A 25,327-nucleotide genomic window follows, 5' to 3' on the forward strand; every position below is an offset into this window, starting at 1 on the left:
TTTTCTTGTCGCTTGGATCCGTCGACTCGCGGACCGGTTGGGTATGCGTAGCCTAAACTTATCTGCCGACAATAGGTTAGGCTACGTTCACTCCGACCCGATAAAGGATGACTGGAACCACATGGCGAACACCCTTCCCGACGTAGTAGACATCCTCGGAGTCGGCTATGGACCGTCCAACTTGGGACTTGCGATAGCGCTGGAGGAACGTAACGCGCGGGTGCCCGCAGGTGACCGCCTCACCTCGATGTTCGTGGAGAGACAACCCGGTTTCACCTGGCATCCCGGCATGCTGCTGCCCGGCGCGACCATGCAGATCTCGTTTCTGAAGGATCTGGCGACGCAGCGCAACACCGGTAGTGAGTACACGTTTCTCGAATACCTCTCGCAGCGTGGTCGTTTGACCCATTTCATCAACCTGCAGACGTTCTTTCCCTCCCGACTGGAGTTCCACGACTACCTGACCTGGGCGGCGGACAAAGTAGCCGCCGACGTGCTGTACGGCTCGTCGGCCACCGGAGTTGCATGGACGGGTGAGCATTTCGAGGTCACCGTCGACACATCCGAAGGGGAGAGCCGCACGCTGCGTTCGCGCGACGTCGTCCTTGCAGGCGGGCTCACCCCGAAACTCCCCGCGGGCGTCGTGACGGGGGAACGCGTTTTCCACAATCACCGGGTACTCGATCATCTCGAGGGATTGCCAGCGATACGTCATCAGCGATTCGTCGTGGTCGGTGCAGGCCAGAGCGCCGCCGAGGTGCTCGCGCACCTCCACGAGCGGTACCCCGGCGCGGAGGTCCACGCGGTGTTCGGCAAGTACGGGTACAGCCCCGCCGACGACAGTCCCTACGCCAACCGCGTTTTCGATCCGGAAGCCGTCGACGACTTCTATACTTCCTCCCCGCAGCTTCGCGAACAATTGATCGCCTACCACCGCAGCACCAACTACTCCGCCGTCGATCTGCCGTTGATCGAGGAACTTTACGAGCGTGAGTACGGGGAACGAGTATCCGGCGATCGCAGGCTGTTCGTGCACGGTGCATCCGAAGTGTCGACGCCACGCGAGACCGGGGCCGGGGTAGAGGTATCGGTGCATCATCGACCGACGGGCCGCAAGAACACATTGCTTTGTGACGCAGTGATTTTCGCGACCGGCTTTCAACCGCTGGATCTGCGTGCCATCCTGGGGTCGCTTGCGCAAGACTGCAGATTCGCCGCGGACGGAACTCCCGAGGTCCATCGCGACTATCGACTGCGCACCGCGGAGAACGTCACCGGCGGGATCTACCTCCAGGGCGGAACAGAGCACTCGCACGGGCTGACCTCTTCGTTGCTGTCGAACATCGCGGTGCGATCCGGAGAACTCGTGGACTCACTCGCTTCCAGAGCCATGCTCGACGCCGTGCTGACGCGATGAAACTGCCGATCCTCTTCGACGCGCCTGCCACACCGCTTCCGACCACCGACATCTCGATCACGTCATCGACGACGCCACGTCAGCTGACGCTACGAATCATGTTCGCGGCGAAGAAGTACACGATCCCGGCAGGGGTGCTGATGATCGTCCATCAGCTCTGCGCTGCACTGGTACCCGTCATCATGGGACTGGCGATCGACCGCGCGATCAGCGCGCGTGACCCTCGGCAGATGGTCCTGTGGATCGCGGTACTGGCGCTCGACTATGCCTTCGTGTCGTTCACCTTCCGATTCGGTGGACGCATCGGATTCCTCGGCATGAATTCCATTGCGCATCAGGTGCGTACGAAGATCACCGACCGTATCCTCGACGCACGCGGCATGGCCGGACCTGCACGTCAACCCGGAATGTTGCTGAGTATCGCCACCTCCGACGCGCGTGCCCTGGCAACGTCGGTCGCAATCGTCATCTACCCCCTCGGCGAGTTCGCAGCCGTCCTTTTCGCGGCAGCGATTCTGCTGTATATTTCCTGGCCGCTGGGGTTGGCCATCCTCGTCGCGACGCCGCTGATGCTGTGGCTGATGGACAGGGCCGGGTCACCACTGCGCCGCAGAAGTGTTCAGCAGCAACAGGTCGCCGGTGAGGCTGCCGGGACTGCCTCCGACCTGGTCGGAGGATTCCGGATCATCAAGGGGATCGGTGCAGAGCACGCCGCAGGTCGGCGTTACCAGGCGGCCAGCGAGCGTGCCCTGCAGGGAACGTTGAAGGCGAACGTCGCTCGGGCCGGCTACCTCGGTTCGATGGAGACAGTGTCCGGGTTGTTCATCGCAGGCGTTGCAGTCGCGGCAGGTCTGATGGCGGTCGGTGGTGCGATGACAGTCGGTCAGCTCATCACCGTGGTCGCAGTGACGCAGTTCGTCCTGGGCCCGCTGCAGGCCTTCGCATCCAATTTCGGCACCATCTGGGCTGGGGCTCTTGCCTCGGCGGAACGAGTAGCGAGCGTTCTCGATGCCGAGTACGCGAGCGAGCATCCGGCCAACCGCGGGGTTGCAGCCGGTTTCGAGGTGAACTTCGTCGGTACCGAATGCGGCGGTGCACGCGCGGTGAATTGGCGAGTGCCGGAGGGAGAGTTCGTTGCCGTGCAGGCCGACCCGGTCACCACGGCCGCGCTTGCTGCGGTACTCGGCGGACTCGCCCGACCCGAAGCAGGTTCGGTCGCCGTCGGCGGAATCGACGTCGACGAGCTGCAGCGATCAGAGCGCAGGAAGACCCTGCTGGTTGCTCCGCACCACAGCGACCTGTTCGAGGGGACGGTCCTCGACAACATCGAGGCCGCAGGTCTGGTCACCGACGAAGCAGTGACACGGGCAGTGTTCGCTGCCGCCTGCGACGACGTCGCCTTGGCCCTACCCGACGGACTCGACACCGACGTCGGCGAGGCAGGTCGGCTGTTGTCCGGTGGCCAGCGTCAACGTGTCTGCCTTGCACGGGCGTTGGCTGCAGATCCGGCAGTGCTGGTTCTTCTCGATCCGACGATCGCGGTCGATTCGGTCACCGAAGCCGTGGTGGCAGAACGCATCGTTCGGGAGCGAAGCGGTCGCACCACCATCGTGTTCACCTCGGCGCCTGCTCTGTTGGCTGCGGCCTCGCGGGTGTTGACGGTCGAGACCGTGTCCACCGGCCCCTCGAAAGTGTTGGAGTACAAGTGAAGCTACCGATAGCGGACGCGCGCGCCGTCCGCGCCGAGGTGCGGCGTTCGCTGGCCGGACAGGGTGGACCTCTGGTCGCCGTCGTGGCAACCATGGTCATCGGTGCCGCTCTTGGGCTCGTTGCGCCGTGGGCTCTCGGACGAATGGTCGACGTCGTCATCGACGAGGGCGCCTCCGATCGAATCTGGATGCTCGGCATCGTGATGGTGTGTGCAGCATTGGGATTTGCCGGCTTCACCGCCCTCGGGGTCGTATTGTCTTCGCGGTTGTTCGAAACGGCACTTGCTCGATTGCGTGAGCGGATGTTCGCCACCAGTCTGTCGCTACCGATCGAACGGGTCGAACGAGCCGGAAGCGGAGATCTCCTTTCCCGCGCTACCGACGACGTCGACGAGGTCTCGTCGGCAATCGAGAACGTCGTTCCCGCCCTGTCGACTTCGCTGTTCACGGTGATCCTGACCGCCGTCGGTTTGACGGCGTTGGATTGGCGATTCCTCGGTGCGCTGGTGCTGGTAGTCCCGATCTATGTCCTGGCAGTGCGGTGGTATCTGCGACATGCGCCGGGGATCTACGCCGCCGAGCGGGCCGCGATGGGCTTGCGTGCACAACAGGTACTCGGGTCCATCCGCGGGCTCAGGACGGTGCACGAATTCGATCTGGCACCGAAACTGTCGAGCCGCATCGGGTTTCACTCGTGGGAGGTCGTCCGCTGGACGATGCGAGCGCGCATCGTCCAGAACCGGTTCTACGGACGGCTCAACACGGCTCAGTTCGTCGCGATGGCAGCCCTGCTGGTCATCGGATACTTTCTCGTCGGCGCCGATGCGTTGACGGTCGGCGCGACGACGACGGCAATGCTGCTCTTCCTTCGATTGTTCGATCCGATCGATGCACTCCTGCTCGTCATCGACGAATTGCAATCGGCCCTTGCATCGCTGGCTCGCATCGTCGGGGTCATCGACCTCGGTGATGCAGTTCTCGCGTCGCGAGAAGAGTCGATCGCGTTGCCGGCCACCGGGGTACTCGAGGCCAGGCACATGAGCTTCGGTTACTCGGCGTCGTCCCCGGTGTTGGACGAAGTCGACATCAGCATCGCGATCGGCGAGACCGTAGCGCTCGTGGGTTCGTCCGGGGCAGGTAAGAGCACTCTTGCGGCTTTGCTGGCCGGGGTGTTCTCACCCGATAGCGGGCGGGTGAGCTTCGGCTCGGTCTCCTTGCTCGATGCACCCGAAGTGCAACGAGCGCAACGGATCGTGCTCGTCTCGCAAGAGGTACACGTCTTCACCGGGACGCTGCGCGAAGATCTGGCGCTGGCGGATCCGAACGCTGACGACGCGGCGATGGAGTCGGCGCTCGGAAAGGTTCTCGCAGGTGACTGGTTCGACCTGCTACCCGACGGCCTCGATACCCGAGTGGGAGACGGCGGGCATCGGTTGACACCGATGCAGGCTCAACAGCTCGCCCTCGCACGAGTGGTGCTTCTCGATCCTCCGGTCGTCATTCTCGACGAAGCGACCGCGGATGCAGGTAGTGCCGGCGCGTCGCTGTTGGAACGATCTGCGGAGGCCGCGATCGAGGGCCGCAGTGCGCTGATCGTCGCGCACCGCTTGAGCCAGGCCCGTCGCGCAAACCGAATCATGTTGATGGACAAAGGGAAGATCGTCGAGACGGGGACACACGAGTATCTGCTCCAGCGGGCAGGCCGGTATGCGGAACTGTGGGCGGCCTGGAGCCGTCACCGCTGACCGGAGAAACGAAACCGAGCGAGAGGAACCAAAAATGGCGATACCGCGAATTGCGAGCTACACGATGCCCACCCGCGAGGAGATTCCAGCCAACGCGGTCGACTGGGAGCTCGACCCGAGCAGGGCAGCACTCCTCGTCCACGACATGCAGAACTACTTCATCGACGCGTACCGTGACGCCCCCGAATTGATCACCTCGGTGACCGAGAACATCGCCGCAATTCGGACGTTGGCCACGGAGCTGGATATCCCCGTGGTGTTCACGATGCAACCAGGTGACCAACACCCCTCCCGTCGGGGGATTCTGGCGGACTTCTGGGGCCCGGGTCTGGGGTCCGGTCGCGATACCGAGGTCATCGAGGCACTGCGACCGCAGCGCGGTGACATCGAGGTCACCAAGTGGCGGTACTCGGCGTTTCAGCGGACCGATCTGCGTGAACTGCTCGGTCATCATGGGCGAGATCAACTCATCATCACCGGCGTCTACGCGCACATGGGGTGCATGCTCAGCGCGGCCGAGGCCTTCATGTCCGATGTGTGCCCGTTCCTCGTCCTCGACGCGACCGCGGACTTCTCCCGCGACGAGCACCTCATGGCAGCGACCTATGCGGCCAAACGATGCGGTGCGGTCGTCACCACCGACGCGGTCACCGAATCACTTCGCCACGCGCCCGCTGCCTCTGCGGCTGCGGCTGGGGCTGGGGCGAGAAGTTGACCGTCGAGCCGCTGCTGCTCGACGGCGTCGTCGGCTATCCGGACGATCTCGCTGCCGAGTACCGCAGCAAGGGGTACTGGATCGATCGGACTCACTCGGACCTGTTGTCGCTCAGTGTCGCCGCACATTCCACTCGCGTTGCGGTGGTCGATGATTCGCGCAGCCTGACGTACACGGAGTTGGGGCACCGCGTGGCAGTGGTCGCGGCCGAACTCGATGCACGTGGGATTGGTCGCGGCGACCGAGTGATCGTGCACATGCCGAATGCGACAGAGTACGTCGAGGTGGTCTTCGCGCTCTTCGAACTGGGCGCACTGCCGGTGTTCGCGCTGGCCGCCCATCGTGCCGGGGACATCGCTCAGTTCTGTGCTGCGACGACCGCGGCCGGATACGTCTGCGTCGATCGTTTCGGCATGACCGACTTCGGTGCCATCGCGGCAGAGATCGGTGCGGCCTTCCCCGATCTGATCACGGTGGTGGTGCCCCACGGTGACGCCGAGTGGGCCGGCGGCTCACCGCTGCCGCGGCAGAATCGTTCCCTCGCATCCGATATCGCGTTTCTTCAGCTGTCCGGTGGCACGACCGGAACCCCCAAACTCATTCCCCGCACACACGAGGACTACCTGTACTCCGTTCGCGAGAGTGCCCGAATCTGTCATCTTCGACCATCCTCGGTGATGCTTGCGGCGCTGCCTGTTTCACACAATTTCACGATGAGTTCGCCCGGTCTGCTGGGAATCCTGGCGGTCGGCGGATGTGTGGTCATGGCGCCCGATCCCAGCCCGGACACCTGCTTCGCTCTCGTAGAGCGTTATTCGGTGACACATGTGGCCCTTGTGCCACCGCTGCTTGTCGCCTGGCTGAACTCGTCGTTGCTCGGTGGTAGCGATATTTCGTCCTTGATCGGCCTGTGGGTCGGCGGCGCCACACTGTCGGACGAGGTCGCCCGCAGAGTCACCCCCGAACTCGGCTGCGCGTTGACGCAGGTTTTCGGTATGGCCGAAGGACTGGTCAACTACACCCGACTGGGCGACGACGAGGAGACAGTGTGCACCACGGTCGGTCGCCCCATTTCGCCCGATGACGAAGTACGCGTCGTCGACGACGAGGGTCGCGCCGTGGCCGACGGTGAACCGGGCAACCTGTACACGCGCGGGCCCTACACGATTCGGGGCTATTACCGGGCGCCCGAACACAACAGCACCTCGTTCACCGCGGACGGCTTCTACCGCACCGGCGACATCGTGACCCGCGACAGTCGGGGATACCTGCGAGTGGTCGGGCGAACCAAGGATCAGATCAACCGCGGCGGCGAGAAGGTCGCTCCGGCGATGGTGGAGAACCATCTGCTGGCCCACGAAGAAATTCACGACGTCTCGGTGATGGGATTCCCCGATGATGTTCTGGGAGAGAAGATCTGTGCCTACGTCATCCGCCGCAACCCCGAATCGGACTCACCGACCGCAAGTCTGCTCCGGAAGTTCCTCCGCACCGAGCGCAAAGTCGCGGCGTACACCGTGCCGGACCGCTTCGAGTTCGTGACCGAACTTCCGAAGACCTCTGTCGGCAAAATCGACAAGAAAAGACAGTGAAGATGACCGAAACTACGTTGCTACCGTTGACCGGCGCTCAAGTGGGAATCTGGAATGCCCAACGCCTCGAACCGGAGTCGCCGTATTACCTCGTCGGTGAAGTGCTCGAGATCGACGGGACAGCGAACGAGATTGCGATCGATGTTGTCACTCTCGTCGAGGCCATCGACGCGACCGTCCACGAAGCGGAAACGATGCGACTACGTTTCGTCGAGACCGAGGACGGACCTCGGCAGTGGATAGCCGATGCAGGTGCGGAGTCGGTACCGATCATCGACCTGACCGACGAAGCGGACCCGCGGGCGAGTGCGGCGGACCGCGTCCTGCACTGCAGAGCGCACGCGGCGGCGGAGTGCCGCAGCATGGTCGATCGTCGACTCTTCGCCTACACCCTGCTGCGCTTGTCGGCTACCGAAGTGTGGTGTGTCCAGCTCTACCACCACCTGATCGTCGACGGCTACTCGGCGGCAATGATCTCGCGTCGGCTGGCTGCACGGTACACCGCTGCTGTTGCGGGTACAGCGCTGCGCCCCAATGCGTTCGGATCGTTCAGCGATGTGGTGGACGAGGACGCGCGCTATCGTCGATCCTCGGAGTTCGAGACCGATCGTCTCTACTGGTCGCGCAGACTCGAACCACTTCCGGAAGACCTCCGACGCGCCGGCTCCGATGACGGCCCTAGCGGGCGAACCCATTCGGCCACCACCATCGTCGGCCGCGACGCCATGGACAGAATCAAGGCGATCGCTGACGACTGTGGTTGCACGTGGGCGGACGTGCTGATCGGCGCCTACACCGGTTTCGTGGCCCGTCTGCTCGGCACATCGGATGTCGTGGTCGCGTTTCCGATGATGGTGCGTACCACTCGGGCCGCGCTGACCACCCCCTCGATGGCCGTCAACGTGCTGCCACTGCGGGTTTCGGTCGACCTCGTCAGCGACATCTCCGCGTTGGCGACGTCGGTGGCGACCGCACTACGGGAACTTCGCGAGCACCAGCGATACCGCGGAGAGGATCTCGTTCGAGACCTCGCCGCTCCCGACGCAGGCGCGATTTTGCACGGCGTCGGAATCAATCTCAAAGCGTTCGACTTCGAGCTGAACTTCGCCGGTGCGGTCGGGACGCTGCGCAATGTCGCGGGCGGGCCGCCCGAGGAGTTCGGTCTCACCGCTACCCCGATCGAGGGTGGCCGGATGTTGCTGGGATTCGAAGTGGACGCAGATGAGGTGCCCGAGGCTCGCGTGCGAGCTCGAGTCGACGGGTTGTCCGCCCTGCTGTCGGCGCTGTGCTCGCCCACGAGCCCCCAGCTCGGCCAGGTGGACTTACGCTGCGGGGGAATCGATCCGGCATGGGCCCCAGTCGCAGTATCCACACAGTCCGATCAGGGGTTCATACCCGATATGTTCGCGGCAATGGTTGCCGCCCGGCCGGACACCGTGGTGCTGGCCGAATCCGACTCAGTCACCACCGCAGCCGAACTGGCGGATCGCGTCTACCGGATCGCGCGTCTGATCCGTGACCGCGGCGTGGGTGCGGGCGACGTCGTCGCGCTGGCGCTTGCTCGATCCTCGGATCTGGTGGCGGCGATGTTCGCGGTCTGGGAGGCGGGCGCGGGATACGTCGTTCTCGACCCCGCATATCCCACCGAGCGGTTGAACGATCTGGCCGCGCGTTCGAAGCCGTCCCTGCTGATCTGCGAACGAGACGCGTCGGTGACCGAGATCGATTGCGAGGTGGTGCAACTGGGCCTCGATCGGACAGTGCGTGAGCTGGAGTCTCTGCGCGGTGATCGTCTGGGCTCGCATGAGCTCGCGACTGCACGACACCCCGAGGACCTCGCCTACGTGTTGTTCACCTCGGGTTCGACCGGAACGCCGAAGGGCGTCATGGTCCGCACGGGCGGGCTGAGGAATCTGGTCCAGCGTCACCGTCACACGCTGTACGCCGATGCGACTCTCCGGGCCGGAGGTCGACGCCTTCGCGTTGCGCACACCACCTCGTTCGCCTTCGATGCTTCCTTGGATCCGCTGCTGTGGATTCTGGACGGGCACCGAATCCACCTGTACGACAGTGAAGTGCAGCGCGATGCGGAGCAACAGGTCGAGCTGTTCGCGGCGGACGGTATCGATGTGATCGACACGACGCCGTCGATGGCAGCGTTCCTCGTCGATACAGGACTCGCACCGCTCGGAACGATAGTTGTAGGCGGTGAGGCACTGCCGTCGAGCCTTGCCGGACGGCTCGTCTCGCGCGCGGCGCAGGTCTACAACATGTACGGACCGACGGAGGCCACCGTCGATGCGATCGGCGCCCAGGTCGACGGGCCGACAGTGCGTATCGGTCGGCCACTGGAAGGGACCGCGGCATACCTGCTGGACACCGCGCTCCGGCCCGTTCTGGAAGGCGAGACGGGTGAGCTCTATCTCGCAGGCCCGCAACTCGCGCGCGGGTATCTCGATCAACCCGACGCCACCGCGGATCGCTTCGTGGCAAACCCGTTCGGTATCACCGGTGAGCGCATGTACCGCACCGGTGACCTTGCTCGATGGCACTCCGAGAGCGGATACGAATACTTCGGTAGAGCAGACGATCAGGTCAAGATTCGTGGATATCGCGTCGAACTCGGTGAGGTGGAAGCGGCATTGGTGCACACCGTCGGTGTCGGCTCCGCGGTGGCCGTCGTCACCGGAACCGGTTCGGCGGCAAAACTGCTCGGCTACGTCGTTGCCGACAGCGGCGCCGCCTATCTGACCGGCGACCAGGTTCGACGCGATCTGCTCACCCGAATTCCGGAGCACATGGTGCCGTCGGTGGTGACAGTCCTCGACCGACTGCCGGTGACGGTCAACGGCAAGGTCGATCGGGCGAAGCTTCCCGATCCACGGCGGATCGGGACACCGACCTCACGAACTCCGAGTACCGCCGCCGAATATGCGTTGTGCTCGGTGCTCGCCGAGGTCCTCGATCTGGACGAGGTTGCTCTCGATGCCGACCTGTTCACGCTCGGTGGCGACAGCATCGCCGCTATCAGCATCAGCTCTCGTCTGCGTAGTCACGGAATCGTGCTCACTCCCAAGGAGATGCTGTCCGGTCGTGATCTGGTGACTCTCGCCCAGACGAGCAGGACCCTTGTCGCCGATGTCGACGCCTCGGTCGAGGACATCGAGTTCGGACCGGCCCCGGCTACGCCGATCATGCGCAACGTTCTCGGCCACAACCCGATCGAAACAGTTGCGGCGTACGCCCAATGGACCGCTGTCGAGGTGGACGACGCGCTCGATCTCGCTACCCTGCGCGAGGCAGGACTGGCTGTGCTCGAGCACCACCCTGCCCTGCGCATGATCGTCCGGGATCCCGCCGGCGTGGAGATTACCGAGAGCGCATCGGGCGCAGAGGTCGAGGTGGCCGAGTACGGTCCCCGCACTCGCCGCGAAGTCGAGGAGACACTCGCGAACTACGCCCGTATCTCGGCGGATTCGTTGTCGCTCGAGCGCGGAAACCTTATGCAGTCGGCCGTGATCAGGGTCTCCGACGGACCGGATGTGGTACTGACCGTCGTGCACCACTTCGCCGTGGACGCGGTGTCGTGGCCCGTCCTACTGACCGATTTCATCTCGGCGTGCCGTGGGCATGGCCTGGCTCCCCGCACTGGCACTTCGTGGCGGCACCGCGCACTGGATCTGGCCGCTCGCGGCACCGTGCACCGGTACCTCGACGAGGTCGATCATTGGCACACCGTGCTGGGTAGCGGCAACGAGCCGTTTGCCGGTGGGGCGCTTCGCGGCGGCATCGACACTCACGCGAGTGCGTCGATCACGCGGACCTCGGCATCGCCTGCCATCACCGGCGCCGTCCTCGACGACCTGTGCAGCAAATACCGGATGCGCCCCGACGAGATGCTGCTTGTCGCCTTGACGATCGCAGTTCGGGCCCACTGCGGCCGCGCACTGGCGGACTTCCCCGTCATGATGGAGGGCCACGGCCGCGATGCGGACGAACGCACCTCGGCCGGCCCGGGTTCGACCGTGGGATGGTTCACCACCGAATACCCGGTCTCGGTGCCGGTATCGATCCTCGCGGAGAAGAAGGTGCTGGAAGCGGCGCAGGCTGGAAGCGGCGTCGTGGCCGATCTCCTTCACGAGATCAAAGCGCGACGACAGCGCAGCCGGGACAACGGCATCGGTTACGGGGTCCTACGATTCCTCGACGACGCGGGCACGGCACTCTCGGCCCTACCGTCACCACAGATCGTGCTGAATTACCTCGGTAAGTCGACCTCGATGGCGGGCCAGGGATGGCGGAGCGTGTCCTCGGATGCATTCGGGGTCGTCGAGCCACCGCTGCGGGTGCTCTCGGAGGCGTTGGCGCTCAACGTTTTCCATCGCGACGGCCCGGCGGGGATGTATCTCGAGTTCGAATGGACCGCGGCGAGCGAAGTGCTGGACGCCGCGAGTGTGACCTCGCTCCAAGAATGCTTCGACGGGGCACTCGCCGCTCTTGCCGCGCATGCAGCGTTGTCGCCCGGCGGGCTCAGTGCAGTCGACTGCCCCGATGTCGCGATCACTCAGCGACAGATTCGAGAGCTCGAACTGCTGACCGGTCCGCTGGAGCGAGTGATGGCGCTCTCCCCGTTGCAAGAGGGGTTGCTCGCTCATTCCACACGCTATGCCGATCACGACGTCTACACGCTCACTGCAGTGGTCGACCTCGCAGGCGACCTAGACGTCGAGAGGCTACGGCGTGCGTTCGCAAGCGTCGTGGCCCGGCACTCCAACCTCGCAGCGGGCTTCCACTTCGACACCCTCGACACTCCGGTGCAGGCCGTGCCGCGCACGATCGACATCGCCTGGCGAAGTACCGATCTGCGTCTGCTGCCATCGGAGACCGCGGCGTCGGCCGCAATGTCGGCACAGCAACAGGCTTCCGGACGCGTCTTCGACGTGCGCACCGGACCGCTCCTGGCAGCACACGTGCTCGCGTTGCCGGGGGAGCGGACCCAACTGATCCTCAACGCACACCACCTGGTCACCGATGGGTGGTCCACTCCGATCGTCCTGCGCGAGTTGGTGCATCACTACAACCATGGAAGTCGGTCGCTACCTCCGGCCGCGGATTACGCCGAGTTCATCAGGTGGCTCTCCAGGCGCGATCGCAAAGCAATGCGTGCAGCGTGGGAGCTCAGGTTGTCCGGGCTGTCGGAGCCGACGTTGGTGGCGCGAGGAGAGAGCACCGGCGAACACGCCGTAACCACCGAGGTGACACTGTCTCCATCGTTGGGCGACCGAATTGCAGTCGTGGCCCGCGAGAACGGGTTGACGGTCAACACGTTCGTTCAGGGTGCGTGGAGCGCAGTGCTGTGTTCGCTCGTCGGCCGCGAGGACGTAGTTTTCGGCACCACGGTATCCGGACGCCCCGCGGACCTGGCGCGGGTGGAAGAGATGGTCGGGCTGTTCAGTACGACGGTTCCGGTCCGGATGCGGTTGGACGATCGCCCGCTTGCGCAGGTGCTCCGGGAGAGTCAGAACGAGCAATACGACCTCGGTGATGCCGAGCACCTGCCATCGCCGGACATCGCCGCGTGCAGCGACGTACCGAGTGGCAGTGCTCTTTTCGACACACTCGTGGTGTTCGAGAACTACCCTGCACTCTTCGGCGGAGGGACGGTCGACACCGATCCCGACGGCACGCACATCACCGCAGTGGGCAATCTGAGTCTGACCCAATTCCCGTTGTCGCTGCTCGCGCCTCCGGGCGAGAGCTTCCGGCTCGTGGTCGATCACGACCCAACGGCGCTCGACTCGGCTACTGCTTCGGCCGTAGCGGCGGCGCTACCGAACGTCATCGAGGCTATGCTGGTCGGTCTCGACTCTCGCGCAGCCGATCTCGTGCCTTCGTCCGTGAACAGGCTGACCTCCTTGCCTACGGAGATCCCTGCAGCCGTGCGTGTTCCAGCGGGAAGTCCTTCCGCGGTTCAGACCGTCACCGCGGTGTTGGCCGAGGTCCTCGATGCCCCGTTGCAGCCCGAGGACGACTTCTTCGAGCATGGCGGCCATTCGCTGGCAGCGATGCGGGCAGTCAGTGGCCTGCGTAAACGCGGAATCGTGGTGACCGTTGCGGACATCTTCGGTGCGCGCACCCCACGCGCGCTGGCGTCGCTCTCGCGCACGGTCTCCGTCGACCTCGTCCCGGCTGCCGGGCAAAGCAGCGACGTGCCGGTGCTCTCGTCCGCACAGGAGCGACTGTGGATTCTGCAGCGCCTCGAGCCCTCCTCCCACACGCACGATGTACCGGTGGTGCTGGAACTGTCGGGTCCGGTGGACCTCGGTGCCCTCGGCGCCGCGTGGCGAGACGTGCTTGCCCACTACCCGATCCTGCGCACCTGCTACCCGCCCGCCGAGAACGGCGAGCCCTCGGTACTGGTCCTCGCCGAGGACGCGATACCCGCAGTGCTGACGCGTGAGAGTGCCCTTTCGCTCACCGACGCCGTCCGAAATGAACTGACCGGCAACGCAGCAGTATTCGACATCGAAAACGCTGCACCGGTGCGAGCTGTTCATCTCACTGGAACCGACTGGGCAGCGCTGGTGATCGTGATTCACCACATCGCCGTCGACGGCGCCTCGGTGTCGCTGATTCTCGACGCCCTGGCCACGGCCTATCACGGTCACCTGGACGGCACGGCTGTGCTGCCGGCCGGGCAAGCTCCTGATTTCGCGGAGTTCGCAACAGCCGATCGCGCCCGGAAGAATTCGAAACAAGCGCAGGAGGCGTTGCAGTACTGGAGATCGCACCTCGCCTCGCTGCCGGTCGAGTTGGAACTGCCGATGGACCGGCCTCGCCCACGACATCCCACGCACACCTCGGTGTTCTCGACTCGAGAATTGACCGAAAAAATGGCTACGGCCGTTCGCGCTGCCGCCGTCCGCCACGGCGTCAGCCCGCTGATGTTGATGGAAGCTGCGGTGGCGTTGGCGTGGCAGCGGTTCGGCGCAGGAGAGGACATCGCGCTCGGCACGACGGTGTCGGAGCGAGAACTGTTCGACGACGGCAGGTACCGGGACACGGTCGGATACCTGGTCAACACCGTCGTTCATCGGATCGACCTGTCGGGCAACCCCACCCTCGCTCAGGTCCTCGACCGAGTGCGCACGGTAGGGGTGAATGCGCTGTCCTACCAGCAGGTTCCGTTCGATCGCGTCGTCGATGCGGTAGCGCCCGCACGTGCGAACGGACGCCATCCGCTGTTCCAGAGCTTCGTCGGACACGAGATCGGTGGCGAACCGGTTCGGTTGGGCGACGTCGAAGCGAGACCGGTCGATCCGATCGATCCACCCGCCCGGATGGACGTCGTGGTGTGGCTACGCGAACGCGGACCGTACACCGACGTCCGACTCGGTGCCGACGCCGATCTGTTCGACGCGGCCACCGCGGCGTATCTACTCGACGAGATTCTCGCTGTACTCGACCTTGTGGTTCATCGCCCGGATACGTCGATCATCCAGATCGGTGCTGACCTCCCGCTCTCGGACGAGCCGAGCCGGAGTACTGCTCCGCGTTCGGTGATCCAGCGGTTCGTGGACCAGGTTCACACCAGACCCGAGGACGTGGCGATCATGGCAGGCGGGCGTGTCTTCGACTACCGCCACGTAGGCGCACAGGTCGATTCGCTTGCACGAGAATTGATCGCGACGGGGGTGGGCCCTGGCAGCGTCGTCGGTATCGCCGCCGAACGAGACTGGAATCTGCCCATCGCACTGCTCGCAGTGCTGCGATGCGGTGCGGCATACCTCCCGCTGGACATCGACTATCCGCGAGAGCGGTTGCAGTACATGATCGAGGATGCAGCTCCGGTCTGTGTCATCACCACTGCCGCCGTGGCCGACTCGATCCGGTGGATGCAGCTACCGCAGGTCGACGCGGGAACGGTTGATACATCAGCAGATGTCGTACTGCCGCCACCCCCGGGACCGAGCGACCAGCTGGCCTACATCATCCACACCTCGGGCACGACGGGAAAGCCCAAGGGCGTCATGGTCACCACCACCAACGTGGCGGTATTCGCCGCCGCGGTAACCGGCATGGGATGGGTGCGTCCCACCGATCGGATCGCGGCGGTGACTACCGTGTCGTTCGATATCGCAGTACTGGAATTGCTGTGTCCGTTGACGATCGGTGCGGCCGTGGTTCTCGTGCCACGGGCGTCGGTGGTGGATCCGGCGAAGCTCGAGACGATCATCGAGGACTACGGCGTGACCGTGGTGCAGGCAACACCGTCGCTGTGGCGGTTGCTGCTCGATTCCGGTGACCGTGCAGGTCTTGCTCGAGTGCGTGCACTCGTCGGTGGGGAAGCCGTGCCGGCCGCGCTGGCCGATGCTCTGACGGGCGCCTGCGCCGAGGTGTGGAACGTGTACGGGCCCACCGAAGTCACAGTATGGGCCACTGCGGACAAGATGACACGTGGCAATCCCGTCAGCATCGGGTCCCCGTGGGACGGGGTGCGAGCGCACATTCTCGACGATATGTTGCGGCCGGTTCCCGAGGGCGCGAGCGGCGAGTTGTATCTGGGTGGAGCTCAGGTGGCCAGGGGATACCTCGGACGGCCCGGTCACACGGCAACCCGATTCGTCGCCGATCCGGAGCGAGTCGACGAACGTCTCTACCGGACAGGCGATCTCGTGCGCCGAAGAGGAGGACGCACCGAATACCTGCGGCGAACCGATGACCAGGTCAAGGTACGCGGATTCCGAGTCGAGCTCGGCGAGGTCGAGACGGCGCTGCGGACACTGCCCGGTGTTCGTGACGCGGCAGCCAAGGTCGTCGAGATCGCCGACGGCACTGCTCGCCTGTTCGGTTACGTCGTCTTGGGGACGACACCCGAAGATGCAGCCGTCGACCTCTCTCGGATGCGCGGGGACCTCGCGGACATGCTGCCCGATCAGTTCGTGCCGCAGACGATCACGGTGATCGACCACCTTCCCCGAACGCTGAACGGAAAGCTCGATCGATCGGCGCTTCCCGAACCCGAGATAGCAGCTCCTCCGGCAGTACCCGGAAAGACAGTGTCGGAGACTTCCGTATCGGCCGACCTACTCGCGACGGCCGGGGAGATTCTGGGTATCGAGGTCGATCCGGCGTCGAGCTTCTTCGAACTCGGCGGCGACAGCATCGCCGCCGTGCGGTTCGTTGCAGCCGCTGCCGAGCGCGGAGTCGACATCGCCGTCGCAGACGTCTTCGACGCGAGCACTCTCACCGAACTTGCGGCCCGGGCGTCCCGGACGGAATCAGGTTCAGCCCATGAGACAGAGGGGTTCTCGACTGAGCTCGTCGAGGTGGACGAGCAGGCCAAGGAGATGCTGAACGCGTCGTATCCCGGGTGGCAGCAGGTGCTCCCGCTGACACCGCTGCAGCGGGGCATGTACTTCCAATCGGTGACCGGCGGCAGAACCTCGACCGACAATTATCATGTGCAGCAACGGTTCACCTTCGCTGCGCCGATCGATCGACGTGCGCTCGGTGCGGCCGCGAATGCAGTGCTTCGCCGGTATCCGAACCTCGGCGCCGCCTTCACCCACACCGCTTTCGCCGAGCCCGTTGCGATAGTCGGCCCCAGCACGATATCCATCACGGACATACCGAGCGCCGACACCACACTCGACGCAATCGCCGCGGCCGAATTCGGGCGAGCCTTCGACCTCGATCATGCGCCGTTGATGCGGATGCTGATCGCCGTGACACCGAGCGGTTCCGAGGAACTCATCGTCACTCAGCACCATCTGTTGACCGATGCGTGGTCACAGGGCGTGATGTTCACCGAACTGTTCGTGCTGTACGGGGTGGCGCGCATGACGGCAGGCCTGTACCCGGAGGAGCCGGACATGGCGTCGGGGTTGGCGCGGGTGCTCGATCCACCGGCTGACTTCACCGATCATCTTCGCCGACTGGCCGACCGGGACGTCGTCGGTGCCACCGAGGCGTGGGCTCGATACCTGGGCGACCTCGCCGAGCCGACGTCGGTGGCACCTGCGCCCGATCGCGCGAGCATGGCACTTCCGCATCGACGCACGCGTGCGATCGATGCCGACGTGAGTGCCGGAATCGTCTCCGCTGCCGCAACACACGGAGTCACCGTCTCGACCATGGTGACATTGGCGTGGGCTCTGACGTTGCGACGCTTCACCGGACGCGACGATGTTGTCTTCGGCTCCACCGTGTCCGGGCGCGACCCGGTAGTGCCGTCGATCGATCGCATGGTGGGTCCGACGCTCAACACCGTCCCCGTCCGGGTGCGGATGCGCCCTGCGGCGCTGCTGCCGGAACTGTTGAAGGAGATGCTCGCAGAGCAGGGCGGGTTGATCGAACACCAGCATCTCGGGTTGGGCGAGATCAGCCGTGCGGCGGGGTTCGCCACCTTGTTCGACACGCTGCTCGTGTTTCGGAACATCGGCGGCGACGCTGCCCGCGTCGAGGTGTTCGAACGTGCGGGGATCACTGCTGCCGAGGCCGACGATGCCACGCACTACGCGATGACCGTCGACGTCGATCCGCGAAGTCGCAGTGGCGCGATGGAAGTGACGATGGAAAGCCGTCCGGATCTCATCGACGATCGCACTGCCGAATCGTTGCTGGAAATCATGACCGAGATGCTGGCGGCACTGATCGATTCGCAGACCGTCGCCGACACCGGCCGCCCGTTCGATGAACTGGAACGGACGCCGTTGATCGCCGATCGCGTCGCGGTTCCAGGTCCGGGAGAGCGTGAGGGCAGCATCGATGCATTGCTGTCCGAGCGGGCTGCGGCGACACCCGATGCACCCGCCTTGACCTGCGGAAGCGTGACGCTGAGCGCCCGCGAGTTCGACGACGCTGTCACCGCGATGGCGCGATACCTCGCAGCGACGGGTGTCGGGGTCGGTGACGTGGTCGCCTTGTTGCTCCCACGAACCACCGAACATGTGGTGGCAATCTTCGCCGTGATGCGTGCAGGCGCAGCGTATCTCCCGCTCGATCGCCAGAGCCCGGCTTCTCGGCTGCGGGAGATCCTCTCCGACAGTGGGGCTACGACCATCGTCACCTCGTCCGCAACTGCGGCCGCCGACGTCGTGACAGGGCTGGACATCGCCGTCGTGGATCTAGCGGATCCAGCAGTCGGCGACATTCTTTCCGGACATGCTGCGGCGCAACCGGTGTCGACAGATCGGATTGGTGGGCCACGTCATCGAGATCAGTCCGCCTACATCATCTACACCTCGGGCTCGACGGGTACACCCAAGGGCGTCGAGATCGGTCACCGCGGGTTGACGTCGATGTATCACAACCATCGCGCCGAGATCTTCGCCCGCACCGAACAGATTGTGGGGGGCAGGCAGCTACGCATTGCGCACACGGTGTCGTTCTCCTTCGACATGTCGTGGGAGGAACTGTTCTGGATGCTTGCCGGCCACCATGTCCACGTCATCGACGAGGATGCGCGAGCCAACCCCGTCACGTTGGTCGAGCATTATCGCAGCGTGGGAATCGACGTGGTGAACGTGACGCCGTCCTATGCAAGGGAATTGATCGCAGCCGGTCTGCTCGACGGTGAGCGAGCACCGACACTGGTCATGCTCGGCGGTGAAGCAGTCCCGCAGGAATTGTGGACGCGCCTGCGTGATCAGCGTGAGGTCGACGGTTACGACCTGTACGGGCCGACGGAGTTCACGATCAATGCCATGGGCTCGGCGGTCGCCGACAGTGAGACTCCATGCCTCGGAACCCCGGTGCGCAATGCTGTTGCGCGGGTCTTGGATTCGGGTCTTCGTCCGGTCGCGCCGGGTGCCGTCGGCGAGCTCTACATGTCGGGAGACGGTATCGCGCGCGGATACCGAGGCCGAGCCGGGCAGAGCAGTGCGGTGTTCGTGGCCGACCCGGTCGGGTCGGGTGAGCGGATGTACCGCACCGGAGATCTGGTCTGGTACCGCGAAGGCGGCAAACTGGAGTATCTCGGACGAGCCGACCGGCAGGTCAAGATCCGCGGAATCCGAATCGAACTGGGAGAGGTCGAGTCTGCACTCGAAGCGCTACCCGGCGTGGCGAGAGCCGCTGCGACCGTGCGGCAGCACGGTTCGAGCGCACGGTTGATCGGATACGTGGTCACCGACGGTGCGCCGTCGGAGCGCGATCTGCGGGAGATGCTCCGTGAGCGGGTTCCCGCACATCTGGTGCCCGCGCAGATCGTGGACATCGAGTCGATACCGCTGACCGTCAACGGAAAGCTCGATCGCGGTGCTCTCCCCGATCCTCCTGTTCGACACGCCGGTGAGAGCTTGCACACCGACAGTCAACGAACGGTAGCCGAGGTGTTCTGCGCGGTGCTCGGGCTCGACGAGATCGGTGCGGACGACGGCTTCGCCGACAGTGGCGGCGATTCCTTGGCGGCCATGGCGCTGGTGTCGATGCTCACCCGAAGAACCGGCATCGCGGTGGATGTCAACGAACTTCTCACCCGTCAATCGGTTGCAGCGCTAGCGCAACTCGTCGACACAGGGCGAGGCGAATGAAGATGTCAGGCCCGGCCGCGAACACCGCGTGCCGGTTACGATCGATGATCTCGAAAGGATCTATTTCAGTGTCTGATTCACAGTTTCGACGACGTGGCCTTCGCGTATTTGCCACCGCATCGGTGGCTTTTCTCGCACTAGGGTTGGCTGCGTGCAGCTCCGACAGTTCGAGCGAGGGCACCTCGGGTACCGAGACGCGAGTGGTCACTACCGACAAGGGTGATATCACGGTGCCCGCAGAGCCGCAGAAGATCGCCGTGCTGTCGGCAGGCCTCGCGGGCTACCTGTTCACACTCGATGCCCCCATCGCGATCACCGATACCAGGCTGCTCGGGGTGACGAATCTCGACGGCGGCTTCCCACCGCAGTGGGCGGAAAAGGCCGAGAAGCAGGGCACGCAAGAATTGCCTGCTGGTGAAGCGCTGAACATCGAGGCACTCGCCGCAGCCGAACCCGACCTCATCATCGGTGGCGGCCAGGGAATCTCCGCTGTTCAGGCGAACGAATCCTACGATCAGCTCAGCAATATCGCACCGACGGTATTGATTTCGTCTTCGCTCGCAACGTGGCAGGAACAGCTGACCGCGGTCGCCGAGGCAGCCGGTGAGAGCGAGAAGGTCGACGGTTTGCTGCAGGCCTACGAAGACAAGGTCGCCGAGGTGAAGGACTCGATCACCATTCCAGCGACGCCCGTGTCGTACTTCCTGTCGCTGAGCACCAACGAACCCGCGTTCATCCCACAGAGCGCCACCTTGCCCACTCTGCTTTCGGCCGTCGGTTTCGAGCCGGACGATGTGATCACCAAGGCGAACAACCCCGAACTGTACGGCTCGGGTGACTCGTTCATCATCAGCAACGAGCTGTTGGCGCCGGTCGGCAGTGCCCCGGCCATGTTCGTCGTTCCGGTCGCCGGACGCACTCTTGCAGAGCTCCAACAGGATCCGCTGTACGTCGGCCTGCCTGCATTCGCCGGCAACAAGGTCTACGAACTGCCTGCTACCAGCTACCGTCCGGACTACGACGGCGTGATGGCAACTCTGGACCAGGTCCAGGAGATGTTCACCGAATAGGGCTATCCGGTCCGAAATCTGTTCACCGAACAACGAAGGAAGAACACTGTGCTCACCCGTGAGACCGTCATCGGCGATATCGCCACCGCCCTGGATCGGCCGCTCGGCTCGATCAGCGAGGACACCAACCTGCTCGACGAAGGGTTGGACTCGATCCGCATCATGGGGCTTGTGGAACGATGGCGGTCCGCGGGTGCGCCCGATATCGACTTTCCGACGCTTGCCGCCGACCCGACCGTCGCGCATTGGATCGCCGTCGCGCTCGGCGAGTACTGAACACTTTTACGAGAGAGGGATTTTCGATGGTGGCGACTGTTCGCGAGGTCGAGGTTTTTCCGATTTGCATACGAGAACTGGACGTTCTACGGGTAGAGGACATCACCCCGGGAATGCGGCGAGTGATCGTCGGGGGTCCCTCGATGGATCGCCACGTTCGCGACGGTGTCGAACTTCCGCCGGTACGTACCAGAGGCTTCGACGACGACGTCAAGATTCTGCCCGTCGACCCAGCGACCGGCACCCTGCCGTTCACGGTTCCGGTCAACTCCGACAACGGGACAGTCGACTGGCCGGCGGGCTCGTTCCAGTACAGCCGGACGTACACCGTGCGCCGCTTCGACGAGGAAACCCGTGAGATGGCACTGGACTTCGCGATGCACGATGGTGGGCTGGCAGCTGGCTGGGCATTCGGAGTGCAGGCGGGGGAGAAGATCCTCATCGCCGGGCCCAAACATTCGTCGTCGCTGCCGCGTGAGGTGGATTGGATGCTGATCGCCGGAGACGAGACCGCGCTGCCCGCCATCGCGCATTGCCTGGAGAAGCTGCCGGCAGATCTGCCGGCCACGGTGGTGATCGAGGTGGCCGAGCCTTCGCACCGCCAGGAACTTTTCTCTGCGGCTTCGGTGGACATCACCTGGCTGTACCGCTCGGAGAACGACGGCCAGTCGCGGATGGTGGACACGGTGCAGGCCGCGCAGTGGCGTCCAGGCCAGCCGTATCTCTGGGTCGCAGGTGAAGCGTCGACCATCAAGCCTTTGCGCCGATGGGCCAAGCAGGACAAGCAGATCCCGAAGCAGTTCGTCGAGATCGCCGGATACTGGCGTTTTCGTGAGACGTCCGCGGTGGCTGCGGGCCAACCGGTTCTCGACCCCGCAGGTGAGCCGAGTCCCGACGAACGACTCCACGAAATGTCGGAACTACTGCCACCTTTCGCTATTCGTACCGCGGTGACAGTGGGTATCTTTGCCGCCGTCGACGGCGGCAAAGAGTCCGCGGATGCCATTGCAGCGGAATGCGCGACGCATCCAGGTGCGACGGCGAAGCTGCTGCGACACCTCGTGCTGATGGATCTGTTGAGCAACGACGACGGCCGCTTCACCCTGACCGAGATGGGATCCATCCTCGCCGATCAGGACACCTTCGCCAGTCAGGCATTGCACTTCGACAAGATCCACACTCGTCTCGATCTGGCGTTCCTCGGATTGCTCGAATCGGTCCGGACGGGGTTGCCCGCCACCACGCACAGCTTCCTCGACAAGAAAGCCGATCCGAGCTTCATCGAAGACTTCCACGAAGAGTCCGCGTTCGGAGCGGTGTACCGCGCCCCGGCGTTGCCGGATGCGGTGGACCTCGTGGACGTGACCTCCGTGGCGATCTACGGCGAAGGCGCCGGGGTGTACGCCGACACGCTGGCACGTGTGCGCCCGGAATTGTCGATATCTCTGGTCGGGCTTCCGGCCTTGAACGCCAGGAACCTCGGTGACGTCGCGGAGACGCGTCGGGACGCGATCACCCGCATCGATGCCAGTGAGTTCGCAGCTTTGACGGCACCCGTCGACTTGGTGATCGCTGTCGACGTGCTCGACACGCATCCGGACTCCGACGCTCTGCTGCTGTTGCGCACCCTCGGGACATCGGCCGCGCGAGTCGTGCTGATCACCGACCTACTCGATCCGTCGACGACGGACGATCACGATACCGAGGAGGACCTGCTGCGGCTGTGTCTCTACGGCGCCGGGCGTCGTACCGAAGCGGAGGTGTGCGCGTTGGTGGCCGAATCCGGCGGCGGAGCCGCACGGGTGGGGTCACTGGGGTGGGGGTCGACGGTGTTGGAGTTCGCGGCACCCCTGTACGAAAGCCACAGGGTAGGCTAGCCTACGAAAATGGTCATCGTAGCGAGGGCGAAGAAATGAGCGAAGGCGAACTCGGCTTCTACTACGCCGACGCAGTGGGCGTGGAACAACTCACCACGCACATGGTGCGGGTGACGTTCGGCGGAGAGCACCTGGCCCGTTACGAGGGCATCGGTGCACCGGACGAATGCGTCGCTGTCTACTTCCCGCGCAACGGTGAAACTGCCCCACCGCCGATGACCGAGGTCGACGGCGTCTGGTGGTACCACGGAATCGAAGACGTCCCCGACGGTCGTAACTACACGGTCCGGCGGTTGAACAGCGCCGCAGGCGAGCTGGTCATCGACTTCGTCGCACACGACGGGGGAGTGGCAGCCACCTGGGCGCTGCAGGCAACCGTCGGCCAACGGGTGCTGCTGGCCCGTCCGCGATCCTGGTACCGCGTTCCGGCCGACGTTCAGTGGCAACTCCTCGTCGCCGACATGACCGGACTCCCCGCGCTCGGACGCATCATCGAGGAGCTTCCGGCCGGCGTGAGAGCTCACGCCGTCGTAGAGGTTCTCGAGCGGGGTGACATCCAAAGTTTCGACACGGCAGCATCCGTCACCTACGACTGGCGCATCGGTTCCGGAAACGGTGACTGCGCAAGCGTTCTCGACGACGCCGTACGCGACTACGAACTACCCGAAGGCGTCGGATACGTGTGGTTCGCAGGTGAGGCCGCATCTTCGCGGGTAGTACGCAAGTACTTCCGCAAGGACCGAGGTTTCGACATCGCGCACTTCCACATCATCGGATACTGGCGCGCGCGGTCCGAACAGTGGCTCGAGAAGTACAAGAAATATCAGAGCGAGGCACTGGCGCTCTACAACAGCGTCATCGAGGCCGGGCGCACCGAACAAGAGGCGAGCGAGGAATTCGACGCCATGCTCGAGCGCGTCGGGCTGTAGGGGACCTTCACCGCGCCGAGGGCTTCGGCATGAACAACGCAGCAACCGCCATCAGCACGGCCGCCGCCGCCACCCCGAGGAAGACCACGTGGATGGCGTCGGACAGCTGTTGTGGGTCGGGTTCGCCCGGGCCGGAGATCCGGGAGTTGACGATGGCCCCGAAGATGGCAACGCCGACGGCACTTCCGATCGATCGCGCAAACATGTTGGTGGCGGTGACGACGCCACGTTCGGACCACTCGACGCTCGATTGCGCGGCGATGAGGGTGGGACTGGCGATCAACCCCATGCCGAGACCGATGACGAAACACACCACAGCGATCTGCCAGATGGCGCTACCGGAACCGATGAACGTCGACGCCACTGCGCCGACGAGGGCGATGGACGCACCGGTCAACGCGGTCGTGCGAAAGCCGAACCGGAGATAGAGCCTGCCCGATTGCGAGGCCGCGATCGGCCATCCAAGGGTGAGCGTCGCGAGTGCGAAGCCCGCCACGATCGCGCCGGTCCCGAGTACCCCTTGGACGAAGGTCGGTACATACGACGTCAGGCCCAGAACCAGCGCTCCGACGAGCAACGAGATGACGCTACTGACGAGAAGGACTCGCCGGGTGAAGACCCATAGCGGCAGAATCGGCTCGGGCACTCGCGTCTGCACCCACGCGAACAGCGCGAGTGAGAGGACACCTGCGGAAAAGACCGAGACACTGATCGGCGACGCCCAAGACCACGACTGCCCGCCTTCGAGCAGGCCCAACAGCATCAGTGCTGCACCCGTGGTGAGCAAGCCTGCTCCGAGGTAGTCGATCTTCGGCCTCGTCCGTTCTACGGCACCCTCGTGAAACTTGGTGATCAGCATCCACGCCGCGAGCAGACACAACGGGATGTTGACGAAGAAGATCCAGCGCCACGACAGGTATTCGGAGAAGACGCCGCCGAGGGCCGGGCCCAGCACCGCCGACATCGCCCAGACGCTCGCGAGATATCCCTGTGCTTTCGCGCGTTCGGCCAACGTGTAGATGTCACCGGCGATGGTGATCGACATCGGTTGCACGGCGCCCGCACCGAGACCCTGGACCGCTCGAAAAGCGATCAGGGCCGGCATGCTCCACGCCAGCCCGCACAGAATCGAACCGAGCAGGAAGACACCGATTCCGAACAGCATGATCCTCTTGCGTCCGAACAGGTCGGACAACTTGCCGTACAACGGCACCGACACGGCCTGGGCGAGCAGGTAGATCGAGAACAACCACGGGAACTGACCGAAGCCGCCGAGGTCGCCGACGATGGTCAGCACCGCGGTGGCGATGATCGTGGAATCCAACGCAACCAGCGATGTGCTGAGCATCAACGCGATGAGTACGGGCCCGCGTTCGGACCGGAAGCCGACGTCGGCGACCTCGTTGTTCGTTGCCATTGCAGTTCATTGTTCTCCCGTCACCGGGAGAGCGCGCCATCAGG

11 protein-coding genes are annotated in these 25,327 nt (G+C 64.3%); 10 read left to right on the top strand and 1 reads right to left on the bottom strand.

What is annotated here, in order from left to right; all coding sequences use genetic code 11:
- The first annotated feature begins 121 nt into the window (after positions 1-121).
- The 10 genes from BJD99_RS11910 (at position 122) to BJD99_RS11955 (ending at position 23,866) form a co-directional block, all read left to right on the top strand.
- Complete coding sequence (locus tag BJD99_RS11910; RefSeq protein WP_084347051.1) at positions 122-1,417, top strand: lysine N(6)-hydroxylase/L-ornithine N(5)-oxygenase family protein; 1,296 nt, start codon at positions 122-124, stop codon at positions 1,415-1,417.
- A complete protein-coding gene (locus BJD99_RS11915; protein WP_084347052.1) occupies positions 1,414-3,126 on the top strand; it encodes an ABC transporter ATP-binding protein in 1,713 nt (570 codons plus the stop codon). The genes BJD99_RS11910 and BJD99_RS11915 overlap by 4 nt, the downstream gene beginning before the upstream one ends.
- A complete protein-coding gene (locus tag BJD99_RS11920; RefSeq protein WP_084347053.1) occupies positions 3,123-4,871 on the top strand; it encodes an ABC transporter ATP-binding protein in 1,749 nt (582 codons plus the stop codon). The genes BJD99_RS11915 and BJD99_RS11920 overlap by 4 nt, the downstream gene beginning before the upstream one ends.
- Before the next feature lie 34 nt (positions 4,872-4,905).
- Positions 4,906-5,586 carry an isochorismatase family protein gene (locus tag BJD99_RS11925; protein ID WP_084347054.1) on the top strand — a complete coding sequence of 227 codons (681 nt, stop codon included), beginning with the start codon at positions 4,906-4,908 and terminating at the stop codon, positions 5,584-5,586.
- The gene (locus BJD99_RS11930) at positions 5,583-7,178 is read left to right on the top strand and encodes a (2,3-dihydroxybenzoyl)adenylate synthase (protein ID WP_256895631.1); all 1,596 of its coding nucleotides are present in this window, start codon (positions 5,583-5,585) and stop codon (positions 7,176-7,178) included. Before BJD99_RS11925 ends, BJD99_RS11930 begins: the two co-directional genes overlap by 4 nt.
- 2 nt (positions 7,179-7,180) lie before the next feature.
- On the top strand, positions 7,181-19,714 hold the full coding sequence (locus BJD99_RS11935; RefSeq protein ID WP_084347056.1) for a non-ribosomal peptide synthetase: 12,534 nt from the start codon (positions 7,181-7,183) through the stop codon (positions 19,712-19,714).
- Between the two features lie 68 nt (positions 19,715-19,782).
- A complete protein-coding gene (locus tag BJD99_RS11940; protein ID WP_256895632.1) occupies positions 19,783-20,784 on the top strand; it encodes an ABC transporter substrate-binding protein in 1,002 nt (333 codons plus the stop codon).
- Between the two features lie 48 nt (positions 20,785-20,832).
- On the top strand, positions 20,833-21,060 hold the full coding sequence (locus BJD99_RS11945; protein WP_256895633.1) for a phosphopantetheine-binding protein: 228 nt from the start codon (positions 20,833-20,835) through the stop codon (positions 21,058-21,060).
- A gap of 26 nt (positions 21,061-21,086) precedes the next feature.
- A complete protein-coding gene (locus tag BJD99_RS11950; protein WP_084347058.1) occupies positions 21,087-22,937 on the top strand; it encodes a siderophore-interacting protein in 1,851 nt (616 codons plus the stop codon).
- A gap of 35 nt (positions 22,938-22,972) precedes the next feature.
- Positions 22,973-23,866: a siderophore-interacting protein gene (locus BJD99_RS11955; protein ID WP_084347059.1), complete on the top strand. Its 894-nt coding sequence runs from the start codon at positions 22,973-22,975 to the stop codon at positions 23,864-23,866.
- 7 nt (positions 23,867-23,873) lie between these two features.
- Here the strand turns inward: BJD99_RS11955 and BJD99_RS11960 are convergent, their stop codons facing one another.
- Entirely contained in the window at positions 23,874-25,283 is a 1,410-nt protein-coding gene (locus BJD99_RS11960; RefSeq protein WP_084347060.1) for an MDR family MFS transporter, read from the bottom strand.
- Positions 25,284-25,327 lie beyond the last annotated feature (44 nt).

Source organism: Rhodococcus sp. 1163 (assembly GCF_002091985.1).
Taxonomy (GTDB): domain Bacteria; phylum Actinomycetota; class Actinomycetes; order Mycobacteriales; family Mycobacteriaceae; genus Rhodococcoides.